The sequence below is a fragment of the Streptomyces sp. NPDC002044 genome (genome assembly GCF_040296725.1).
GTDB classification, from domain to species: domain Bacteria; phylum Actinomycetota; class Actinomycetes; order Streptomycetales; family Streptomycetaceae; genus Streptomyces; species Streptomyces antarcticus.
Genome location: NZ_JBEOXU010000014.1, coordinates 1 through 18,590, shown reverse-complemented (window position 1 = coordinate 18,590; position 18,590 = coordinate 1). Strand labels below are relative to the sequence as shown.

The 18,590-nt window shown below is 72.1% G+C and carries 17 protein-coding genes; 9 read left to right on the top strand and 8 right to left on the bottom strand.

The window, feature by feature from the left end; genetic code table 11:
• Positions 1–33 precede the first annotated feature (33 nt).
• Both ABT106_RS06055 and era read left to right on the top strand, forming a co-directional pair.
• Positions 34–1,329, top strand: a complete 1,296-nt coding sequence (locus ABT106_RS06055; protein WP_351272951.1) for a beta-xylosidase — start codon at positions 34–36, stop codon at positions 1,327–1,329.
• 974 nt (positions 1,330–2,303) lie between these two features.
• Positions 2,304–3,254 carry a GTPase Era gene (gene era / locus ABT106_RS06045; RefSeq protein ID WP_351273066.1) on the top strand — a complete coding sequence of 317 codons (951 nt, stop codon included), beginning with the start codon at positions 2,304–2,306 and terminating at the stop codon, positions 3,252–3,254.
• Positions 3,255–3,382: 128 nt separating this feature from the next.
• On the opposite strand, the gene ABT106_RS06040 is transcribed toward era, so the two are convergent.
• The 4 genes from ABT106_RS06040 to ABT106_RS06025 all read right to left on the bottom strand — a co-directional run bounded on the left by ABT106_RS06040 (position 3,383) and on the right by ABT106_RS06025 (position 6,390).
• Positions 3,383–4,087, bottom strand: coding sequence for an SAM-dependent methyltransferase (locus ABT106_RS06040; protein ID WP_351272949.1), 705 nt, complete (start codon positions 4,085–4,087; stop codon positions 3,383–3,385).
• Between the two features lie 91 nt (positions 4,088–4,178).
• On the bottom strand, positions 4,179–5,003 hold the full coding sequence (locus ABT106_RS06035) for a GNAT family N-acetyltransferase (RefSeq protein ID WP_351272947.1): 825 nt from the start codon (positions 5,001–5,003) through the stop codon (positions 4,179–4,181).
• 27 nt (positions 5,004–5,030) lie between these two features.
• On the bottom strand, positions 5,031–5,309 hold the full coding sequence (locus tag ABT106_RS06030) for a protealysin inhibitor emfourin (protein WP_351272945.1): 279 nt from the start codon (positions 5,307–5,309) through the stop codon (positions 5,031–5,033).
• A gap of 10 nt (positions 5,310–5,319) precedes the next feature.
• Entirely contained in the window at positions 5,320–6,390 is a 1,071-nt protein-coding gene (locus tag ABT106_RS06025) for a M4 family metallopeptidase (protein WP_351272943.1), read from the bottom strand.
• Between the two features lie 367 nt (positions 6,391–6,757).
• Between ABT106_RS06025 and leuA the strand changes: the two genes are divergently transcribed.
• The 6 genes from leuA (at position 6,758) to ABT106_RS05995 (ending at position 13,852) form a co-directional block, all read left to right on the top strand.
• Positions 6,758–8,521 (top strand): 2-isopropylmalate synthase, encoded by a 1,764-nt coding sequence (leuA, locus tag ABT106_RS06020; protein ID WP_351272940.1) that lies wholly within the window; start codon positions 6,758–6,760, stop codon positions 8,519–8,521.
• A 225-nt stretch (positions 8,522–8,746) separates the two neighbouring features.
• Positions 8,747–9,442 carry a TerB family tellurite resistance protein gene (locus ABT106_RS06015; protein WP_351272938.1) on the top strand — a complete coding sequence of 232 codons (696 nt, stop codon included), beginning with the start codon at positions 8,747–8,749 and terminating at the stop codon, positions 9,440–9,442.
• Positions 9,443–10,095: 653 nt separating this feature from the next.
• Positions 10,096–11,595 carry a nucleobase:cation symporter-2 family protein gene (locus ABT106_RS06010; RefSeq protein WP_351272936.1) on the top strand — a complete coding sequence of 500 codons (1,500 nt, stop codon included), beginning with the start codon at positions 10,096–10,098 and terminating at the stop codon, positions 11,593–11,595.
• A gap of 120 nt (positions 11,596–11,715) precedes the next feature.
• Complete coding sequence (recO, locus tag ABT106_RS06005; RefSeq protein WP_351272934.1) at positions 11,716–12,462, top strand: DNA repair protein RecO; 747 nt, start codon at positions 11,716–11,718, stop codon at positions 12,460–12,462.
• An 11-nt stretch (positions 12,463–12,473) separates the two neighbouring features.
• The gene (locus ABT106_RS06000; RefSeq protein ID WP_267718520.1) at positions 12,474–13,295 is read left to right on the top strand and encodes an isoprenyl transferase; all 822 of its coding nucleotides are present in this window, start codon (positions 12,474–12,476) and stop codon (positions 13,293–13,295) included.
• A gap of 32 nt (positions 13,296–13,327) precedes the next feature.
• The gene (locus ABT106_RS05995; RefSeq protein WP_351272932.1) at positions 13,328–13,852 is read left to right on the top strand and encodes a YcxB family protein; all 525 of its coding nucleotides are present in this window, start codon (positions 13,328–13,330) and stop codon (positions 13,850–13,852) included.
• Here the strand turns inward: ABT106_RS05995 and ABT106_RS05990 are convergent.
• The 4 genes from ABT106_RS05990 to ABT106_RS05975 form a co-directional block, all read right to left on the bottom strand.
• Complete coding sequence (locus ABT106_RS05990; RefSeq protein ID WP_351272930.1) at positions 13,849–14,280, bottom strand: Fur family transcriptional regulator; 432 nt, start codon at positions 14,278–14,280, stop codon at positions 13,849–13,851. The two genes, ABT106_RS05995 and ABT106_RS05990, sit on opposite strands and share 4 nt — an antisense overlap.
• 65 nt (positions 14,281–14,345) lie before the next feature.
• A complete protein-coding gene (locus tag ABT106_RS05985; RefSeq protein ID WP_351272928.1) occupies positions 14,346–15,209 on the bottom strand; it encodes a metal ABC transporter permease in 864 nt (287 codons plus the stop codon).
• Positions 15,209–16,027, bottom strand: a complete 819-nt coding sequence (locus ABT106_RS05980; RefSeq protein WP_502979232.1) for a metal ABC transporter ATP-binding protein — start codon at positions 16,025–16,027, stop codon at positions 15,209–15,211. Before ABT106_RS05980 ends, ABT106_RS05985 begins: the two co-directional genes overlap by 1 nt.
• Entirely contained in the window at positions 16,027–17,010 is a 984-nt protein-coding gene (locus ABT106_RS05975; protein ID WP_351272926.1) for a metal ABC transporter substrate-binding protein, read from the bottom strand. The genes ABT106_RS05980 and ABT106_RS05975 overlap by 1 nt, the downstream gene beginning before the upstream one ends.
• A 154-nt stretch (positions 17,011–17,164) precedes the next feature.
• Between ABT106_RS05975 and ABT106_RS05970 the strand changes: the two genes are divergently transcribed.
• On the top strand, positions 17,165–18,541 hold the full coding sequence (locus tag ABT106_RS05970; protein WP_267718515.1) for a glycine--tRNA ligase: 1,377 nt from the start codon (positions 17,165–17,167) through the stop codon (positions 18,539–18,541).
• Positions 18,542–18,590: the final 49 nt, after the last annotated feature.

The window sequence follows — 18,590 nt, the reverse complement described above, 5'->3', positions numbered from 1 at the left end:
GCGCGGAACCGGAGATGGCCGGCGGCCGTCGGCATGGCCGTGCTCGCCGCGGCGACCGGGGGAGCGCTCGGCGCGCCCGCCGCCGCCGAGGGGGAGCCCCCCGCGGACCGGGTGCCGGGCCAGGTGGACTTCCCGACCCGGTGCGCGCCGCCGCAGGAGGCCGGACTCCCGCCCGCCGAAGGCCCCACCACCGCCCGGATCACCGTCGACGACCCGGCGCCGCGGGTCGGCGACACCGTCACCGTGACCTACCAGGTGACCCGGACCCCCGCCGCGAGCCCGGTGGGCGCCGGGCTCCCCGCCGACGTGGTGACCCCGACCGGGCGGATCCTGCTGGCCGGCGCGCAGAGCGGGGAGGTCACCGTCGTGGGGGCCGAGCGCAACGACCCCGTCGGGGCGGGCGAGCCGCTCCCGCCCGTCGCCATGACCGGCACCTTCACCGTCACCGCCCCCGGCGAGATCACCCTCGCCCCGGGCGGCTACACCCTGCACACCAGCCACCTCATGGATCTCGACACCGTGTGCACGGCCACCGGTACCCCCGTCTCCGCGCGCCTCGCCTCGACCGCGCTGCCCACGGCCAACCTGCGCAGCGTCTTCCTCGGCGCCGCCCACGGGAGGCCGGGCGCCGCCGTCGAGGTCACCGCCGCCGGATTCCCGCCGGGCACGTCCGTGACGGTGGCCGGCCGTGCGGGAGCCGCCGATACCGCCGACCGGGTCACCGCCACCGCCGACGACCGGGGCATGGTGGTGGCCCGGCTGCCCGTCACCGACCGGGCCACCACCGGCGTCGTCGCGTACGAGGGGCCGGCCTGGTCGGCGGGGCTCGGGTCGGGGCCGGCCGCGTACGCCGTCATCGACGCGGCCCCGCCGCCCCCGGGCGCCCGGAAGGTCACGGCCACCGTCGAGCCCGGCGCGCTCGGCATGACCCAGGCCGGTGGGGACATCGTCCTGGGCGCGGTGCCGTACGGCGACGGCGGCGCCGCCCCCGGCCGGATCGGCACGGTCACCGTCAAGGACGCCCGCGGCGGCCCGGCCGGCTGGTCCCTGACCGGCAAGGTCACCGACTTCACCGGCCCGGGCGGCGTCCGCATCCCGGGCGCCTCCCTCTCCTGGACCCCGTCCTGCACCGCCGCGCCCGGCAGCCCCAGCCCCTGTACGCCGGGCAGCGCGGGCCCGGTCGGCCCCGACGGGGCGGTGCTGGCCTCGACCCCGGACGCGGCCGCGGTGGGCGGTGACTTCACGGTGGACGCCGCCGTCACCCTCCAGGTGCCCCCGTACACCCCGCCGGGCGCGTACACGGCGGTCCTCACCCTCACCCTGTCGTGACCGCCGGGCCGTCGCTGCCGTCAGCGCCGTCGGCGGCACCTTCGCCGCCGCCCTCGCGCGGCCCCGCCGTGCGGGCGCTGCTGCTCGGCGTCCTCGCCCTGGCCGCCTTCCTGCTGGGGACCCCCGGGACGGCCGCGGCCGCAGACAACGGGCAGTGGTCCGTGCTCCCCGCCGCCACCGCCGTCGGCCAGCGCCCGTACTTCTACCTCGCCGCCGCACCCGGCGGCGCCGCCGCGGACTCCGTCACCATCGCCAACCGCACCGACCGCCCCCGCACCTTGCGCCTCTACGCCGCCGACGCCTACAACACCGCCCGCGACGGCGGCTTCGCCCTGCGCGGCCCCGACGAACCGCGCCGGGCCACCGCCGCCTGGGCCAGGCTCGACCGGGAGCGGGTCACCGTGCCCGCCCGCTCGGCCGTGAGCGTCGGCTTCACCGTGACCGTCCCCGACCGGGCCGAACCGGGGGACCACCCCGGCGCCATCGTGGCCCTGGAGGAGCGGCCCGACGCCGTCACCGACCGGGGGATCGGCGTACGGCAGGCCGTCGCCGCGCGGCTCTACCTGCGGGTGACCGGCCCGACCGCCCCCGCCCTCGCCGTCCAGGGGGTCACCGTCAGCGGCCGGGGCTCCCGCGCGGAGGTCGCGTACACGCTCCGCAACACCGGCAACGTCACGCTGCGCCCGAGCGTCACCCTCACCGCCACCGGCGCGCTCGGCCGCACCCTGCTCGCGCGCGGGCCCGCCGGGGTGCCGGCCGAGCTGCTGCCGGGTCAGGAAGTCCGGCTTCGCGCCCCTTGGGCGGACCCGCCCGGCGCGGAATGGGCCGCGGTGACCGTACGGGCCGCGGCCGACGGAACCACAGCTCAGGGCCGTGCCGACCACGCCGCGCACCCCCTTCTCGCGCCCCTGCTCGCGGGCGTGAGCACCCTCGCGGCCGCGGCCTGGTCGGCGCTGGGAGCGGCATCGGGGAGAATGGCCCGTATGAGCGATCGTTCCCCCGAGTCCACCAGCCCGCACCGTGCGGGCTTCGCCTGCTTCGTCGGACGCCCCAACGCGGGCAAGTCGACCCTCACCAACGCACTCGTGGGCACCAAGGTCGCGATCACCTCCAACCGGCCGCAGACCACCCGCCACACCGTCCGCGGCATCGTGCACCGCCCCGACGCGCAGCTCGTCCTCGTCGACACCCCGGGGCTGCACAAGCCGCGCACCCTGCTCGGCGAGCGCCTCAACGACGTCGTCCGCGCCACCTGGTCCGAGGTCGACGTCATCGGCTTCTGCCTGCCGGCCGACCAGAAGCTCGGCCCCGGCGACAAGTTCATCGCGAAGGAGCTCGCGGGGATCAAGAAGACCCCCAAGATCGCCATCGTGACCAAGACCGACCTGGTCGAGTCCAAGCAGCTCGCCGAGCAGCTCCTCGCCATCCACCAGCTCGGCGCCGAGCTGGGCTTCGAGTGGGCCGAGATCGTGCCCGTCTCCGCGGTCGACGGCACCCAGGTCCAGCTGCTGGCCGACCTGATCGCGCCGCTGCTGCCCGTGAGCCCGCCGCTGTACCCGGAGGGCGACCTCACCGACGAGCCCGAGATGGTGATGGTCGCCGAGCTGATCCGCGAGGCCGCGCTGGAGGGTGTGCGCGACGAGCTCCCGCACTCCATCGCCGTGGTCGTAGAGGAGATGATCCCGCGCGAGAACCGCCCCGCCGACCGGCCGCTGCTCGACATCCACGCGAACGTCTACATCGAGCGGCCGAGCCAGAAGGGCATCATCATCGGCCCGAAGGGCGCCCGCCTGAAGGAGGTCGGGATGAAGTCGCGCAAGCACATCGAGGCGCTGCTCGGCACCCCGGTCTTCCTCGACCTGCACGTGAAGGTCGCCAAGGACTGGCAGCGCGACCCCAAGCAGCTCCGCAAGCTCGGTTTCTGACGGACCCCGGCTGACGGACCCCGGCTGACGGACCCAGACAGCCCCTGCCCGGCCGGGCAGGGGCTGTCGGCGTTGTCGGCGTTGTCGGGCTGCCGGAGGGGACCGGCGGGGAGGCGCCCCGGTCGGCGTCAGCGCAGCCGGCGGACCTTGACCGCGTTGTCCGTGCGGGTCCCGGTCGTGCCGTCGGGCTGGACCTGGATCCGCTCGTGGTCCTCGGCCACCAGCACCTCCCAGTCCCCCCCGGGCAGCTCCAGCTGCTCCACGACCTCGCCGGGCGTCGGGAAGTGCACCTCCGGGTGCGGGTTCTCCTGCCAGGGGGCCCAGCCGCCGTGGCCGACGATCAGCAGGGTCCCGCCGGGGGCCACCGCGGCCGCCGCGGTGCGCAGGATCCGCTCGCGCGGGAACTCCCCGTACGTGTGCAGGAAGCACGCCGACACCAGGTCGAACTCCCCGGCCGGGAACGACTCGGCCAGGTCGTGCCGCTGCCACTCCACGAGGTCGCCGACCCCCGCCTCGGCGGCATGCCCGGCCGCGCGCTCCAGCGCCACGCCGGAGATGTCCGTGCCGGTGACCCGCCAGCCGCGCCGGGCCAGCCAGATGGCGTCGCCGCCCTCGCCGGAGCCGAGGTCCAGGGCCCGGCCGGGGGGCAGCTGTGACGTCTCCCGGACCAGGGCGGCGTTGGCCTCGCCGCTCCAGATCCGGTCGCTCTCGCTGTACCGGCCGTCCCAGTACCGCTCCCCGCCCTCGTCGACCTGCTCGTGCTGCTGGTGCTGCTCGTGCCGTGCGTGTTCGGCGGGCGGCTGCGGCTGCTGGTGCTGGTGCTGTGCGGACACGGGATCACTCCTCGACCGGTGGCTGTGCGGACACCTCCGATGCTCCGCCCGCCCCGCCCACGCGGGCAAACCCCGTTGCCGTTCCGGCAAACTATCCGTCCTGCGGCTCCGCGATCAGCGCCGTCGCCACCCTGCGGAAGCCGATGCGGCCGTACATGCGGGCCACGTCCTCGTCGCCCGCCGAGAGGAAGACCGTACGGGCCCCCCGCTCGCGGGCCGTCGCGACGAGCGCCGCCGTGACCCCGAGGGCCAGGCCCTGGCGGCGGGCCGACGGCAGCGTGCCCACGCCGACCACCTCGGCCACCTCGCCCACCGGGTTGTACTGCCCCGCGCACAGGACGACGCCGTCCCGGACGGCCGCCGCCAGCGCCGTACGGCCCGAGGCGATCATGCCCGCGACGCGCTCCCGGCCGGCGTCCGCCGCCGGATCGGCCAGCGCGGCGGCCAGTTCGGCGGGACCGGCCGCGCCCACCGCCGTGCCCGGAGCCGCGAAGGCCAGGGACGGGACGGCCACGGCCGCCGCCAGCAGCGGGTCGTCCGCGCCGAGCAGCCGTACCTCCGGGTGCGCGGGCGTCCGTACCGCGTCCGGGTCCAGCACCATCAGCGGGTGCGCGTGGACGTGCAGCCCCGCCCCCTCCACCGCCGCGCGGAGCGAGGGGGTGGTCTCGGCCACCCACTCCAGGGCCTCGGGGACCCCCAGCTCGCGCTGCCGGGCCACCACCCGCCGTACGTCGGCGGCGGTCGCGTCGGGGCCGCCGAGCGCGGGCCGCGCGTAGTACGGCCAGCCCGCGCCCTCCTGTACGAACAGGGTCAGCGGTCCGAAGTCCTCGGCCCGGGCCCCGCCTTCGCGGGGCACCGTGTCGTAGTACCGCTCCAGCTCGGACAGCGTCGTGTCGTCGATCACCCGGTTGCTCATCCGGTCATCCAAGCAAAGCGGCCGTGCTCAGGCACCTTCTTTCAGGACGCGCGAGACCAGCGCCCGCTGCGCGTCGGAGAGGTGCGGGTCGCGGAACGACATCGTCCGCCCGTCCACGGTGACCGTGTACGAGAACCCGTCCCGCACGCCGCCCGCCGGGTCCGCCGGATCGCAGGGCGGCCCGGGCCGCAGCGCCCGCAGGGCCAGGGCCCGCCACTCGTCCTCGTCCGGCCGTCCGGAGGTGTCCACCTCGCCCCGCCGCTCGATGCCCGCGAAGCCGCCCGTCCGCACCACTGAGATCCGCATGTCCCGTCTCCTACCCCAGCCCGACGGCGGACCACGCCTTCTGGAGCGCCTGGTGCTCCGCGCCGCCCTCTCCGTACCGGGCGACGGCGGCCGCGGCCGTCACCCGGGCGAAGTCCCGGAAGTCGGCGTCCGTGGCGAGTTCCCCGCCGGTCAGGGCGTCGTACCAGATCTGCCCGGCCCGCTCCCAAGCCTTGCCGCCCAGCTCGCTCGCCACGATGTAGAAGGCGTGGTTCGGGATGCCGGAGTTGATGTGCACCCCGCCGTTGTCGCGGACGGTGTCGACGTAGTCGTCCATCGTGGCCGGCTGCGGGTCCTTGCCGAGCTCGTCGTCCTCGTACGCCGTCCCGGGGGCCTTCATGGACCGCAGGGCCTGGCCGCGGTCGACGGCGGGCCCCAGCAGCCCGGCGCCGATCAGCCAGTCCGCGCGGTCGGCCGTCTGGTCCAGCGAGTACTGCTTGATGAGGGAGCCGAAGACGTCCGACACGGATTCGTTGAGCGCGCCCGACTGGCCGTGGTACTCCAGGTTCGCCGTGTACTGGGTGACCCCGTGCGCGAGTTCGTGGCCGATGACGTCCACCGACACGGTGAAGTCGACGAAGAGCTCTCCGTCGCCGTCGCCGAAGACCATCTGCGTGCCGTCCCAGAAGGCGTTGTTGTAGTCCTCGCCGTAGTGGACGGTCGCGTCGAGCGGGAGCCCGGCGCCGTCGATCGAGCGGCGCCCGAAGGCGGTCAGGAACAGCTCGTACGTCGCGCCGAGCCCGGCGTACGCGCGATTGACGGTGACGTCCCCGCTGACGGGTCCGCCCTCCTCCCGGACCTTCCGCCCGGGCAGCCGGGTGCGGTGCTGGGCGTCGTACACGGTCCGGTCGGGCCGGTCGGGGGCGGGCGCGGCCGGGGCGGGGGCCGCAGCGCCCCGGACGGTGGTGACCCGGCGGCGGGTGCGCAGGAGGGAGTCGCGTTCGAGGGTGGCCTGCGCGAGATCGGCGAACCGGGGGTTGCGGGACCGGGCGATGCGGTCGAGCAGGTGCGGCGGCACGACCGTGCAGAAGACGGGGTGGCGGTGGGTGGAGGAGGCGTCCATGCTCGGCAATGTGGCAGTGGGTCACGCTTCTGTCACTACCTGCAACCATGATTCATTCGCACGTCTGAACGCGGGCGCACCGGATTGACGGACCCCACGGACTTGAGCCGCACCTTAAGCGGCGTAGCTCACATTTGGTATAAATCGGACTGGTGGGTCTTGCATACTGAAACAGGACCCCCGCGTACCGCGCGGCTCGGCTAGGCTCGGCCCATCATGCGTTTCGGGCTGCTTCTCCTTAGCTGCCGCGGCGAGGGTCTGTAGTCGTAGGCCGGCCCCCTCCCCGCGGAGTTTGGTGTTGCGGTTTTGCGACCGCCCGTCGGCCGTCCCAGCGAACTACACGCGGACACGCGAGGAGCCCAACGCCATGAGCCAGCAGCCTTTTGTCGGTCGCCCCACGCCCATCACGAACGCGACCCACACCCAGCGGCCCTCCGGGATGCCGATCCACAAGTACGGCTTCTACGACCAGGTCGAGATCCCGGACCGCACCTGGCCGAACGTCCGCGTCACCCGGGCCCCCCGCTGGCTGTCGACCGACCTGCGCGACGGCAACCAGTCGCTGATCGACCCGATGACCCCCGCCCGCAAGCGCGAGATGTTCGACCTGCTGGTGCGCATGGGCTACAAGGAGATCGAGGTCGGCTTCCCCTCCTCCGGCGAGACGGACTTCGCCTTCGTGCGCTCCATCATCGAAGAGGGCGCGATCCCGGACGACGTCACCATCTCCGTACTGACCCAGGCCCGCGAGGACCTGATCGAGCGGACCGTGGAGTCCCTGGTCGGCGCCCACCGTGCCACCGTGCACCTGTACAACGCGACCGCCCCGACCTTCCGCCGGGTCGTCTTCCGCGGCTCCAAGGAGCAGATCAAGCAGATCGCCGTCGACGGCACCCGCCTGGTCATGGAGTACGCCGAGAAGCTGCTGGGCCCGGAGACGACCTTCGGCTACCAGTACAGCCCGGAGATCTTCACCGACACCGAGCTGGACTTCGCCCTGGAGGTCTGCGAGGCCGTCTGTGACGTCTGGCAGCCGGGCGAGGGCCGCGAGATCATCCTGAACCTGCCCGCCACGGTCGAGCGCTCCACGCCGTCCACGCACGCCGACCGCTTCGAGTGGATGGCCCGCAACCTGACCCGCCGCGAGCACATCTGCATCTCCGTGCACCCGCACAACGACCGCGGCACCGCCGTCGCCGCCGCCGAACTGGCGCTGATGGCCGGCGCCGACCGCATCGAGGGCTGCCTGTTCGGACAGGGCGAGCGCACCGGCAACGTCGACCTGATCACCCTGGGCATGAACCTGTTCTCCCAGGGCATCGACCCGCAGATCGACTTCTCGCAGATCGACGAGATCCGCCGCACCAGCGAGTACTGCAACCAGATGGAGGTCCACCCGCGCCATCCCTACGCGGGCGACCTGGTCTACACCGCCTTCTCCGGCTCCCACCAGGACGCCATCAAGAAGGGCTTCGACGCGATGGAGGCCGACGCGGCCGCCGCGGGCAAGACCATGGATGACATCGAGTGGGCGGTCCCGTACCTGCCCATCGACCCGAAGGACGTCGGCCGCTCCTACGAGGCCGTCATCCGCGTCAACTCGCAGTCCGGCAAGGGCGGCATCGCCTACGTCCTGAAGAACGACCACAAGCTGGACCTGCCGCGCCGCATGCAGATCGAGTTCTCCCGGATCATCCAGGCCAAGACCGACTCCGAGGGCGGCGAGGTCACGCCGAAGGCGATCTGGTCCGTCTTCCAGGACGAGTACCTGCCCAACCCCGGAAACCCGTGGGGGCGCGTCCAGCTGCGCTCCGGCCAGACCACCACCGACAAGGACGGCACGGACACGCTGACCGTCGAGGCGGTCGTCGACGGCGTCGACACCGTGCTGGACGGCACCGGCAACGGACCGATCTCGGCCTTCTTCGACGCGCTGGCCGGCATCGGCATCGACGCCCGCCTGCTGGACTACACCGAGCACACCATGAGCGAGGGCGCCTCCGCCGTGGCCGCCTCGTACATCGAGTGCGCGATCGACGGCCGCGTCCTGTGGGGCATCGGCATCGACGCCAACACCACCCGCGCCTCCCTGAAGGCGGTCATCTCCGCCGTCAACCGCGCGGGCCGCTGACACTCCCGCGACACGACCCCGCCGCCTCCCCACGGGGGAGGGGCGGGGTTTCCGCCTTTCCAGGGGCCCGGAGCGGCCGGGATACGGGGGCGTGCGCGGGGGCGCAGACCGGCCAAGTCCCCGTCCCGCGCCATGTTGTCTTGTCACACGACTGACGCATCCTCACCGATGTGGCTAGCATCACGCCCACCCGGCGATGTTGCCGGAAGGTTACGGAGGTGCGACGTGCTGCCAGTTCGGGGTGGGGACGGCCGGAAGCTGAGGGTCTGGGGCACCCGTACCGCCTGGAGCACCGTGGGTGACGGGGAGTTCTTCTGCCCCGCCTGCGGTGGGGACCGCAATTACCGCAAGCGAACCGGGCGCCGCCGCTTCGCCGTCCTCGGCGTGCCGCTGCTGCCCCGCGGGCTCGCCGGGCCCGTGGTCGAGTGCCACGCCTGCCGCGAGCGCTTCGACACCGACGTACTGGACCACCTGACCACCACCCGCTTCACGGCCCTGCTGCGCGACGCGGTGCACACCGTGGCGCTGGCCGTGCTGGCCGCGGGCGGGACGGGCTCCCGCAGCGTGCTGGAGGCCGCCGTGTGCGCCGTACGGGCCGCGGGGTTCCAGGACTGCGGGGAAGAGCAGCTGGAGTCCCTCGTGGAGGCCCTGTGCAGCGACGAGGGCCGGCTCGGACTGTACGACGTGCCCGAGTGCTGCGGGGCCGCGCTGTCGATAGAGCTCCACGAGGCGCTGGAACCCCTGGCTCCGCACCTCGCCGGCCCGGGCCGCGAATCGATCCTGTTGCAGGGCGCGCGGATCGCGCTCGCGGACGGCCCGTACATCCCGGCCGAGCGCGAGGTGCTCGCCACGGTGGGCGCGGCGCTGCGGATCGACGCGGACGAGGTGGCCCGGCTGCTGTCGGCGGTACGGGCGCCCTGACGGCCCGCGCCGGGGGCACCCGGCGGGGTCCGGGCGCGGGGTCCGGGCGCGGGGTCTGAGAGCCGGGCCCGGGCTGGGTGCGAGGCGGCCGCCCCGGCTTGATCTTTTCGGTTCCGGCCGCTCTGCGGGCCCCACAGCGGGTCGAAACGGCCTCTTCTGACGTAACGATCCGGCCTCGCGGCACCGCACCGGCCCGGCCCGCTGTCCGTACGACCCGTGGAGGAGATCACTCCGGGCCCGGCGGCGGTGCCCCCGGGGCCCGAGGGAGCGTGCCGCGGGTTTGCTGTGCGGAACGCGGTGGACGCGCGTAGCGGCATGGTGTGGCGCAGGTCACTTCGCAGTCGCGCAGCGGGGCCGGCTGCCGCCCGGACACCCGCCCTTACTCCTGCGCCCCGGCCCTTGGCCATCGGGGGAACCTATGAATCGGGCGCCCCGGAGAGTCAACAGTCTGTAGAAGTCGACGATAGGTGTGAGGACCCCCACAGGCGTTCAATTCCGGTCACACGACGAGACGCCACCGGTAACACCGCGGGGCTTCGATGCACGTGAACTCACCTGACAGCCCTGACGGATCAACGGGTTAGCGACCCACTCCGGCCAGGGATCACCAGAACTCCTCCCCCTCACCTCACCTCTTGAAGGGCAAGGCAGAGATGGCACGTGTCGCCGCCCGGCTTTCCGCCAACGGACAGCAGAGCACGCACCCGGTCGACGAGGTGCTCCCCCTCCCCAAGCTCGCGCTGTACGGCTTCCAGCACGTACTCGCGTTCTACGCTGGCGCGGTGATCGTCCCGATCATCGTCGGCAACGCGCTGAAGCTGAGCCCCGAGCAGCTCGTCTACCTGATCAACGCGGACCTGTTCACCTGCGGCATCGCCTCGATCATCCAGGCCTGGGGCATAGGCCGGGTCGGTGCGCGGCTGCCCCTGATCCAGGGCGTCACCTTCACCGCCGTCTCCCCGATGATCGCGATCGGCCTCGGGGCGGGAGGCGGCACCGCCGCGCTCCTGGTCATCTACGGCGCGGTCATCACCGCCGGCATCGCGACCTTCGCCTTCGCCTGGCTGCCCGCCAAGGCGTTCCGTTCGGTCATGCGGCTCTTCCCGCCGGTCGTCACCGGCACGGTGATCACCGTACTGGGCATCGTCCTGATCCCGGTGGGCCTGGGTGACGCGGCGGGCGGTGTCGGCAGCCCCGACTTCGGCGACCCGAAGCACTTCGCCTACGCGGGCGGCACGATGCTCTTCATCCTCGTCCTGATGAAGATCGGCAAGCCGTTCCTCTCCAGCATCTCCATCCTCCTCGGCCTGGTCGGCGGCACCGCGGTCGCGTTCCTCCTCGGGGACGCGAAGTTCGGCGCCGTCGGCGACTCCGGCTGGATCGGCGTCACGACCCCCTTCCACTTCGGCGTCCCGAAGTTCGAGTGGTTCCCGATCGTGCTGATGCTCATCGTCATGCTGATCACCATGGTCGAGACGACCGGTGACACGTACGCCGTCGGCGAGATCGTCGAGAAGGACATCGACAGTGAGACCGTGGCCCGGGCCTTGCGCGCCGACGGCGCCGCGACCGCGCTCGGCGGCGTCCTCAACTCCTTCCCGTACGTGGCCTTCGCCGAGAACGTCGGCCTGGTGCGGATGACGAAGGTCAAGAGCCGGTTCGTGGTCGTCGCCGCCGGTGTCTTCATGATCGTCCTGGGGCTGCTCCCCAAGGCCGCCGCGATCGTCGCCGCCGTGCCCCACGGGGTCCTCGGCGGGGCCGCGACCGTCATGTTCGGCATGGTCGCGCTGGCCGGCATCCAGACCCTGGGCAAGGTGGACCTCAAGGAGGAGAAGAACGCGCTGATCGTCGGCGTCTCCCTCGCCTTCGCCCTGCTCCCCGCGACCGTCCCGGTGTTCTTCACCCGGCACATGGACGCGGACCTGTCCTCGCTCCTCAACAGCGGCGTCACCCTCGGAGCCACCGCCGCCATCGTTCTCAACCTGATCTTCAACGGCCTGGCCAAGGGCGACGCGCGGTCCGTCCCCCGGGTAGAGCTGCCCGCCCAGGCGGCGGCCCCGGTCCCGGCCCCGGCCGGCCCGGCAGGTGCCGGGACCGAGAAGGCGGACGCCGGGGCCGCCCCACCGGGGGACGCGGGCACCCCCGCCACCTGACCCCTCCCCAGGGGTGCCGGCCCCCTGCCCGGACTCCGGTCCGCGGCGGGGGGCCGGCGTCGTCCGGCCCCGTCCGTGCGCGCGTTCCCGTGCGGGGGGACCGCGGGGGACAATGGGCGCATGAGTCTGTTCCGCGACGACGGCATCGTGCTGCGCACCCAGAAGCTGGGTGAGGCGGACCGCATCATCACGCTGCTCACCCGGGGCCACGGCCGGGTCCGGGCCGTCGCCCGCGGAGTCCGGCGTACGAAGTCCAAGTTCGGGTCCCGGCTGGAACCTTTCTCCCACGCCGACGTGCAGTTCTTCGCCCGCGGCGGCGAGCTGATCGGCCGCAGCCTGCCGCTCTGCACCCAAAGCGAGATCATCGCCCCGTACGGCAACGGCATCGTCACCGACTACGCCCGCTACACCTCCGGCACCGCCATGCTGGAAACCGCCGAGCGGTTCACGGAGAACGAGGGCGAGCCCTCCGTACAGCAGTACCTGCTCCTCGTCGGAGCCCTGCGCACCCTCTCCCGCGGCGAGCACGAGCCGCACCTGATCCTCGACGCCTTCCTGCTGCGCTCCCTCGCCGTCAACGGCTACGCGCCCAGCTTCGAGGACTGCGCCAAGTGCGGCATCCACGGCCCCAACCGGCACTTCTCCGTCGCCGCGGGCGGGGTGATATGCGGCGACTGCCGCGTGCCCGGCAGCGTCGTACCCTCGTCGGAGGCCATCGCCCTGCTCAGCGCGCTGCTGACGGGCGACTGGAAGCACGCTGACGCGTGCGAGCCACGTCATGTGCGGGAGGGCAGCGGGCTGGTCTCGGCCTATTTGCACTGGCATCTGGAGCGCGGGCTACGCTCCCTTCGATACGTCGAGAAATAGGAGCTGGGCACATGGCACGACGCGGGATTCTGGGACGCTCTCGCCGCGAGTACAAGGTTCCCGAGCCGCACCCGTCCGGTGCGCGTCCGCCGAAGATCCCCGGCGAGCTGGTCCCGAACCACGTCGCGGTCGTCATGGACGGCAACGGCCGCTGGGCCAAGGAGCGCGGTCTGCCGCGCACCGAGGGCCACAAGGTCGGTGAGGGCGTCGTGCTCGACGTGCTCAAGGGCTGCCTGGAGATGGGCGTCAAGAACCTCTCCCTGTACGCCTTCTCGACGGAGAACTGGAAGCGCTCGCCCGACGAGGTCCGCTTCCTGATGAACTTCAACCGTGACGTCATCCGCCGCCGCCGCGACGAGATGAACGAGCTGGGCATCCGGATCCGCTGGGTCGGCCGCATGCCGAAGATGTGGAAGTCGGTCGTCCAGGAGCTCCAGGTCGCCCAGGAGCAGACCGTCGACAACGACGCGATGACCCTGTACTTCTGCGTCAACTACGGCGGCCGCGCGGAGATCGCGGACGCGGCGCAGGCGATTGCCCGCGACGTGGCGGCGGGACGGCTCGACCCGTCGAAGGTGAACGAGAAGACCTTCGCGAAGTACATGTACTACCCGGACATGCCGGACGTGGACCTGTTCCTGCGGCCGAGCGGCGAGCAGCGCACCTCCAACTACCTGCTCTGGCAGAGCGCGTACGCCGAGATGGTCTTCCAGGACGTGCTGTGGCCCGACTTCGACCGCCGCAACCTCTGGGCGGCGTGCCTGGAGTACGCCCAGCGCGACCGCCGCTTCGGCGGCGCGCTCCCGAACCAGGCGGAGGGCTCCGCGGGCTGAAGCGCCCGCTGGACCGTCTAGGCTCCACCGTCATGGACATGACTGAATGGGCGGTGGAGCTGCACTACGGCCCGGCCCGCCGCGACGTGCGGGAGGTGCTGCGCTGGCGCGCGGTCCGGGCGCCGGCCGGACGCGGGCAGGCGCTGCTGTGGCTGGTACTGGTTCCCCTGGTGGCGCTCGTACTGATCGTGGTCCAGCACGGGCGGGAGACGAGCCCGGCCGGCCTGGCCTTCGCGGCCGGGGTGGGGTCGGCGCTGGGCGCCCTCTGTCTCGGTCTGGACCTGTACCGGCTCGCACGCCGGATGTACCGCTGGGCGGCGGAGCATCCGGAGTACCGCTGCGTGGTCACCGAACGGGGCATGTCCAACCACCGGCCGGACGGCACGGTGGCCGCGTACGGATGGGACAGGCACCGGGGCTGGACGGAGACCCGGAACCTGTTCGTCTTCGTCTTCGCCAACGGAACCCTGGGCTGGCTCCCGAAGCGGGCGGCCGCGGTCCCCGAGGACATCGACCGGATCCGGGCGGTCCTGGACCGGAACCTGCGCCGGCTCTAGGCGGGAGCGGCCGCGCAGTCCGCGCAGGTGCCGAAGATCTCCACCGTGTGGGCGACGTTCACGTAGCCGTGCTCGGCCGCGATCGACTCCGCCCACTTCTCCACGGCCGGACCCTCCACCTCGACCGCCTTGCCGCACGTGCGGCAGACCAGGTGGTGGTGGTGGTCCCCGGTGGAGCAGCGCCGGTAGACCGACTCGCCGTCGCTGGTGCGCAGGACGTCGACCTCGCCGGCGTCCGCGAGGGACTGGAGGGTGCGGTAGACGGTGGTCAGGCCCACGGAGTCGCCACGGTGCTTGAGCATGTCGTGGAGTTCCTGGGCGCTGCGGAACTCGTCCACTCCGTCCAGCGCCGCCGCCACGGCGGCCCGCTGCCGGGTGGACCGTCCTCGTACTGGCGCGGTGTTCATCTCGCCAGGCGCAGTCGCCACCGGTTCCTCCTCGTATCGGCCTCGGGCGTTCGGCTCGGGCCCATTGTGCCAGGCGGTCGGCCCTCCTAGACCTTTACGTCGTCCCGGGTGCACACCTCTTCGGCCGCGCGCGCGGCCCTGGCCCGCCGCCTGGCCAGCGGCGTCGACAGGGCGGTCATCGCCATGAAGACGCCGATGGCGAGCAGCACGATGGCCGCGCCCGAGGGCGCCTCGACGTAGTACGTGGTGACCGTGCCGGTCAGGGAGACCACCAGGCCGATCGCCATGGCCAGCGAGAGCGTCGCGGTGAACCCGCGGGTGACCCGCTGGGCGGCCGCCACCGGGATCACCATCATGGCGCTGACCAGCAGCAGGCCGACGATGCGCATCGCGACGGTCACGGTGACCGCGGCGGTCACGATGATCAGCAGGTTCAGCAGGCGCACCGGCAGGCCGGTGACCCGCGCGAACTCCTCGTCCTGGCAGACGGCGAACAGCTGCCGGCGCAGACCGATGGTGACGGCGAGGACGAACGCCGAGAGGATCGCCACGGCGGTGACGTCCTCGGTCGCGACCGTGGTGATCGAGCCGAACATCGCGCTGAGCAGTTTGGCCGTGGAGCCCCCGCCCACGCTGATGATCATGACTCCGCCGGCGAGGCCGCCGTAGAACAGCATGGCGAGCGCCACGTCACCGCTGGTCTTGCCGCGGGAGCGGATCAGCTCCATGCCGATGGCGCCGACGACGGCCACCAGGGTCGCCATCCAGACCGGGCTGGTGTTCAGGACGAAGCCGAGCGCGACGCCGGTCATGGCCACGTGGCCCAGGCCGTCGCCCATGACGGCCTGACGGCGCTGGACGAGGTACGTGCCGATCGCGGGCGCGGTGATGCCGACCAGCGCGGCCGCGATCAGCGCCCGCACCATGAAGGGGTAGTCGAAGAGGTCCATCAGCTCAGGAGTCCCGTCCGCAGGGGCTCGGCGTCGTGCGCCGCGTGGGGGTGTACGTGGTCGTGGCCGGGCAGGGCGTGCTGGCCCACGGCCTCCGGGGGCGGGCCGTCGTGGACGACGCAGCCGTCGCGCAGGACGACGGCCCGGTCGATCAGCGGCTCCAGCGGGCCCAGCTCGTGCAGGACGAGGAGCACGGTCACACCGGCGGCGACCTGGGTGCGCAGGGCGTTCGCGAGGACCGCCTGGTTGGCGAGGTCCACGCCCGCCATCGGCTCGTCCATGATCAGGAGTTCGGGTTCGACGGCGAGGGCCCGGGCGATGAGGACGCGCTGGTGCTGGCCGCCGGAGAGGGCGTTGACCGAGGCGTCGGCGTACGCGTCCATGTCGACGAGGGACAGGGCACGGCTGACGGCGTCCTTGTCGGCCCTGCGCAGGAGGCCGAAGCGGGAGCGGGCGAGGCGTCCGGCGGAGACGACCTCCCGGACGGTGGCGGGGACGCCGCCGGCGGCGGTGGTGCGCTGCGGGACGTACCCGATGCGCGACCACGCGCGGAAGCGCTTGAAGTCCGTGCCGAAGAGGGACAGCTCCCCGCCGGCCAGCGGGACCTGGCCGACCACGGCGCGGACGGCCGTGGACTTGCCGGAGCCGTTGGCGCCGAGCAGGGCGACGACCTCGCCGCGGTGGACGGTGAGGTCGACGCCGCGCAGCACGGGGCGCGAGCCGAGCGAGGCCGTGGCCCCGCGCAGGGATATGACGGGCTGGTCCGCTGCCTGCCCCGGCGTGGACTGCATGGCTCGCGCCTCCGTTGCTGCTGTCATTACTTGGCTCCGAGCGCCTTCTGGAGGTTCTTCAGGTTCGACCGCATGACCTCGAGGTAGTCAGCGCCCTGGGAGCTGTCGGTGATTCCCTCGAGCGGGTCGAGTACGTCGGTCTTCAGCCCCGTGTCCTTCGCGAGGGTCTTGGCCGTCTTGTCGCTGGCCAGGGTCTCGAAGAACACCGTGCTGACCTTGTCCTTGGCCGCCACGGCCTGGAGGTCCTTCATGCGGGCCGGGCTCGGCTCGGACTCGGGGTCGACGCCGGAGATGCCCTCCTGGTCGAGGCCGTAGCGTTCGGCGAGGTAGCCGAAGGCGGAGTGGGTGGTGATGAAGGTCCGGGTGGCCGTGTTCTTCAGGCCCTCCTTGAACTCCGTGTCCAATGCGCCCAGTTCGGTGACCAGGTCCGCGGTGTTCTTCTTGTAGTCCGCCGCGTGGCCGGGGTCGGCCTTCTCCAGGGCCGCGCCGACGCCCTGGGCGATCTCCGCGTACTTGGCGGGGTCGAGCCAGACGTGCGGGTCCGCGCCGGCCTCGCCGTCACCGTGGTCGTGGCCCCCGTCCGCGCCCCCGCCCTCGGCGGCGTGGTCGTGGCCGTCGTGGCCGGAGGCGCCGTGGGTCTCCAGCGTGGTGAGGGTGGCGGCGTCGACGACGTTCTTCGCGCCGGACTGCTCGACGGCCTTGTCGACGGCGGGCTGCAGGCTCTTGAGGTAGAGGATCACGTCGGACTCGGCGAGCTGCCCGGTCTGCTTGGGGGTGATCTCCAGGTCGTGCGGCTCGACACCCGGCTTGGTCAGGGTGGAGACCTTCACGTGGTCCTTGCCGATCTTCTCGGCCAGGAACTGCATCGGGTAGAACGACGCCGTCACGTCGAGCTTGCCGTCGCCGCTGTCGCCGGCGGCGTTGGCGCCGGAGCAGGCGGTGAGAGCCGTGGCGCCGAGGGCGACGGCTGCGGCGAGGGCGGCTGTGGGTATGAGGCGTCGTACGTTCATGACATCCATTTTCATCAAAAATGGAAACCGTTGTCAACAAGCTGGGTGGGAGGGCGGCCCCCGGGCCGTGGAGGGGAACCGATTTGAAGGGGAGGGTGCGGGCGCCGGTAACCTAAAGGCTTCGCCGTTCGTCCTCGTTAATGAAGAGAGCACCGTGGCCGCCGACAAGATCGACACCATCGTCAGCCTGAGCAAGCGCCGTGGCTTCGTTTTCCCTTGCAGTGAGATCTACGGCGGCTCCAAGGCCGCCTGGGATTACGGCCCGCTGGGTGTCGAGCTCAAGGAGAACATCAAGCGCCAGTGGTGGAAGGCGATGGTCACCGGGCGTGAGGACATCGTCGGCCTCGACTCGTCCGTGATCCTGGCCCCGGAGGTCTGGGTGGCCTCCGGTCACGTCGCGACCTTCTCGGACCCGCTGACCGAGTGCACCGCCTGTCACAAGCGCCACCGCGCGGACCACCTTGAAGAGGCGTACGAGGCCAAGCACGGCCGCCCGCCCGTCAACGGCCTCGCCGATGTCAACTGCCCCCACTGCGGCGTGAAGGGCCAGTTCACCGAGCCCAAGCAGTTCTCCGGCATGCTGGAGACGCACCTCGGCCCGACCCAGGACTCCAAGGCGTACCTGCGTCCCGAGACCGCCCAGGGCATCTTCACCAACTACGCCCAGGTGCAGACCGTTTCGCGCAAGAAGCCGCCGTTCGGCATCGCGCAGATGGGCAAGTCCTTCCGGAACGAGATCACTCCGGGCAACTTCATCTTCCGCACGCGCGAGTTCGAGCAGATGGAGATGGAGTTCTTCGTCAAGCCGGGCGAGGACGAGCAGTGGCAGGAGTACTGGATGGCCGAGCGCTGGAACTGGTACCGCGGCCTCGGCATCCGCGAGGAGAACATCCGCTGGTTCGAGCACCCGAAGGAGAAGCTGTCCCACTACTCGAAGCGCACCGCCGACATCGAGTACCGCTTCAACTTCGGCGGCAACGAGTTCTCCGAGCTGGAGGGCGTGGCCAACCGGACCGACTATGACCTCAAGGCGCACTCCGCCGCCTCCGGCCAGGACCTCGTGTTCTTCGACCAGGAGTCGAAGGAGCGCTACACCCCGTACGTCATCGAGCCGGCGGCCGGTGTCAACCGCGCCATGCTCGCCTTCATGCTCGACGCGTACAACGAGGACGAGGCCCCCAACGCCAAGGGCGTCATGGAGAAGCGCACCGTGATGCGCCTCGACCCGCGCCTGGCCCCGGTCAAGGTCGCCGTCCTGCCGCTGTCCCGCAACGCCCAGCTGTCGCCGAAGGCCAAGGGCCTCGCCGCCGACCTGCGCAAGTTCTGGAACATCGAGTTCGACGACGCGGGCGCCATCGGCCGCCGCTACCGCCGCCAGGACGAGATCGGCACGCCGTTCTGCGTGACCGTCGACTTCGACACCCTGGACGACAACGCGGTGACCGTGCGCGAGCGCGACACGATGAAGCAGGAGCGCGTCTCCCTGGACCAGATCCAGAGCTACCTCGGCAGCCGCCTGCTCGGCTGCTAGGTCCGCGAGCCCGTAAAAGCCGGTGGCCCGGTGCGCGTAGCGCACCGGG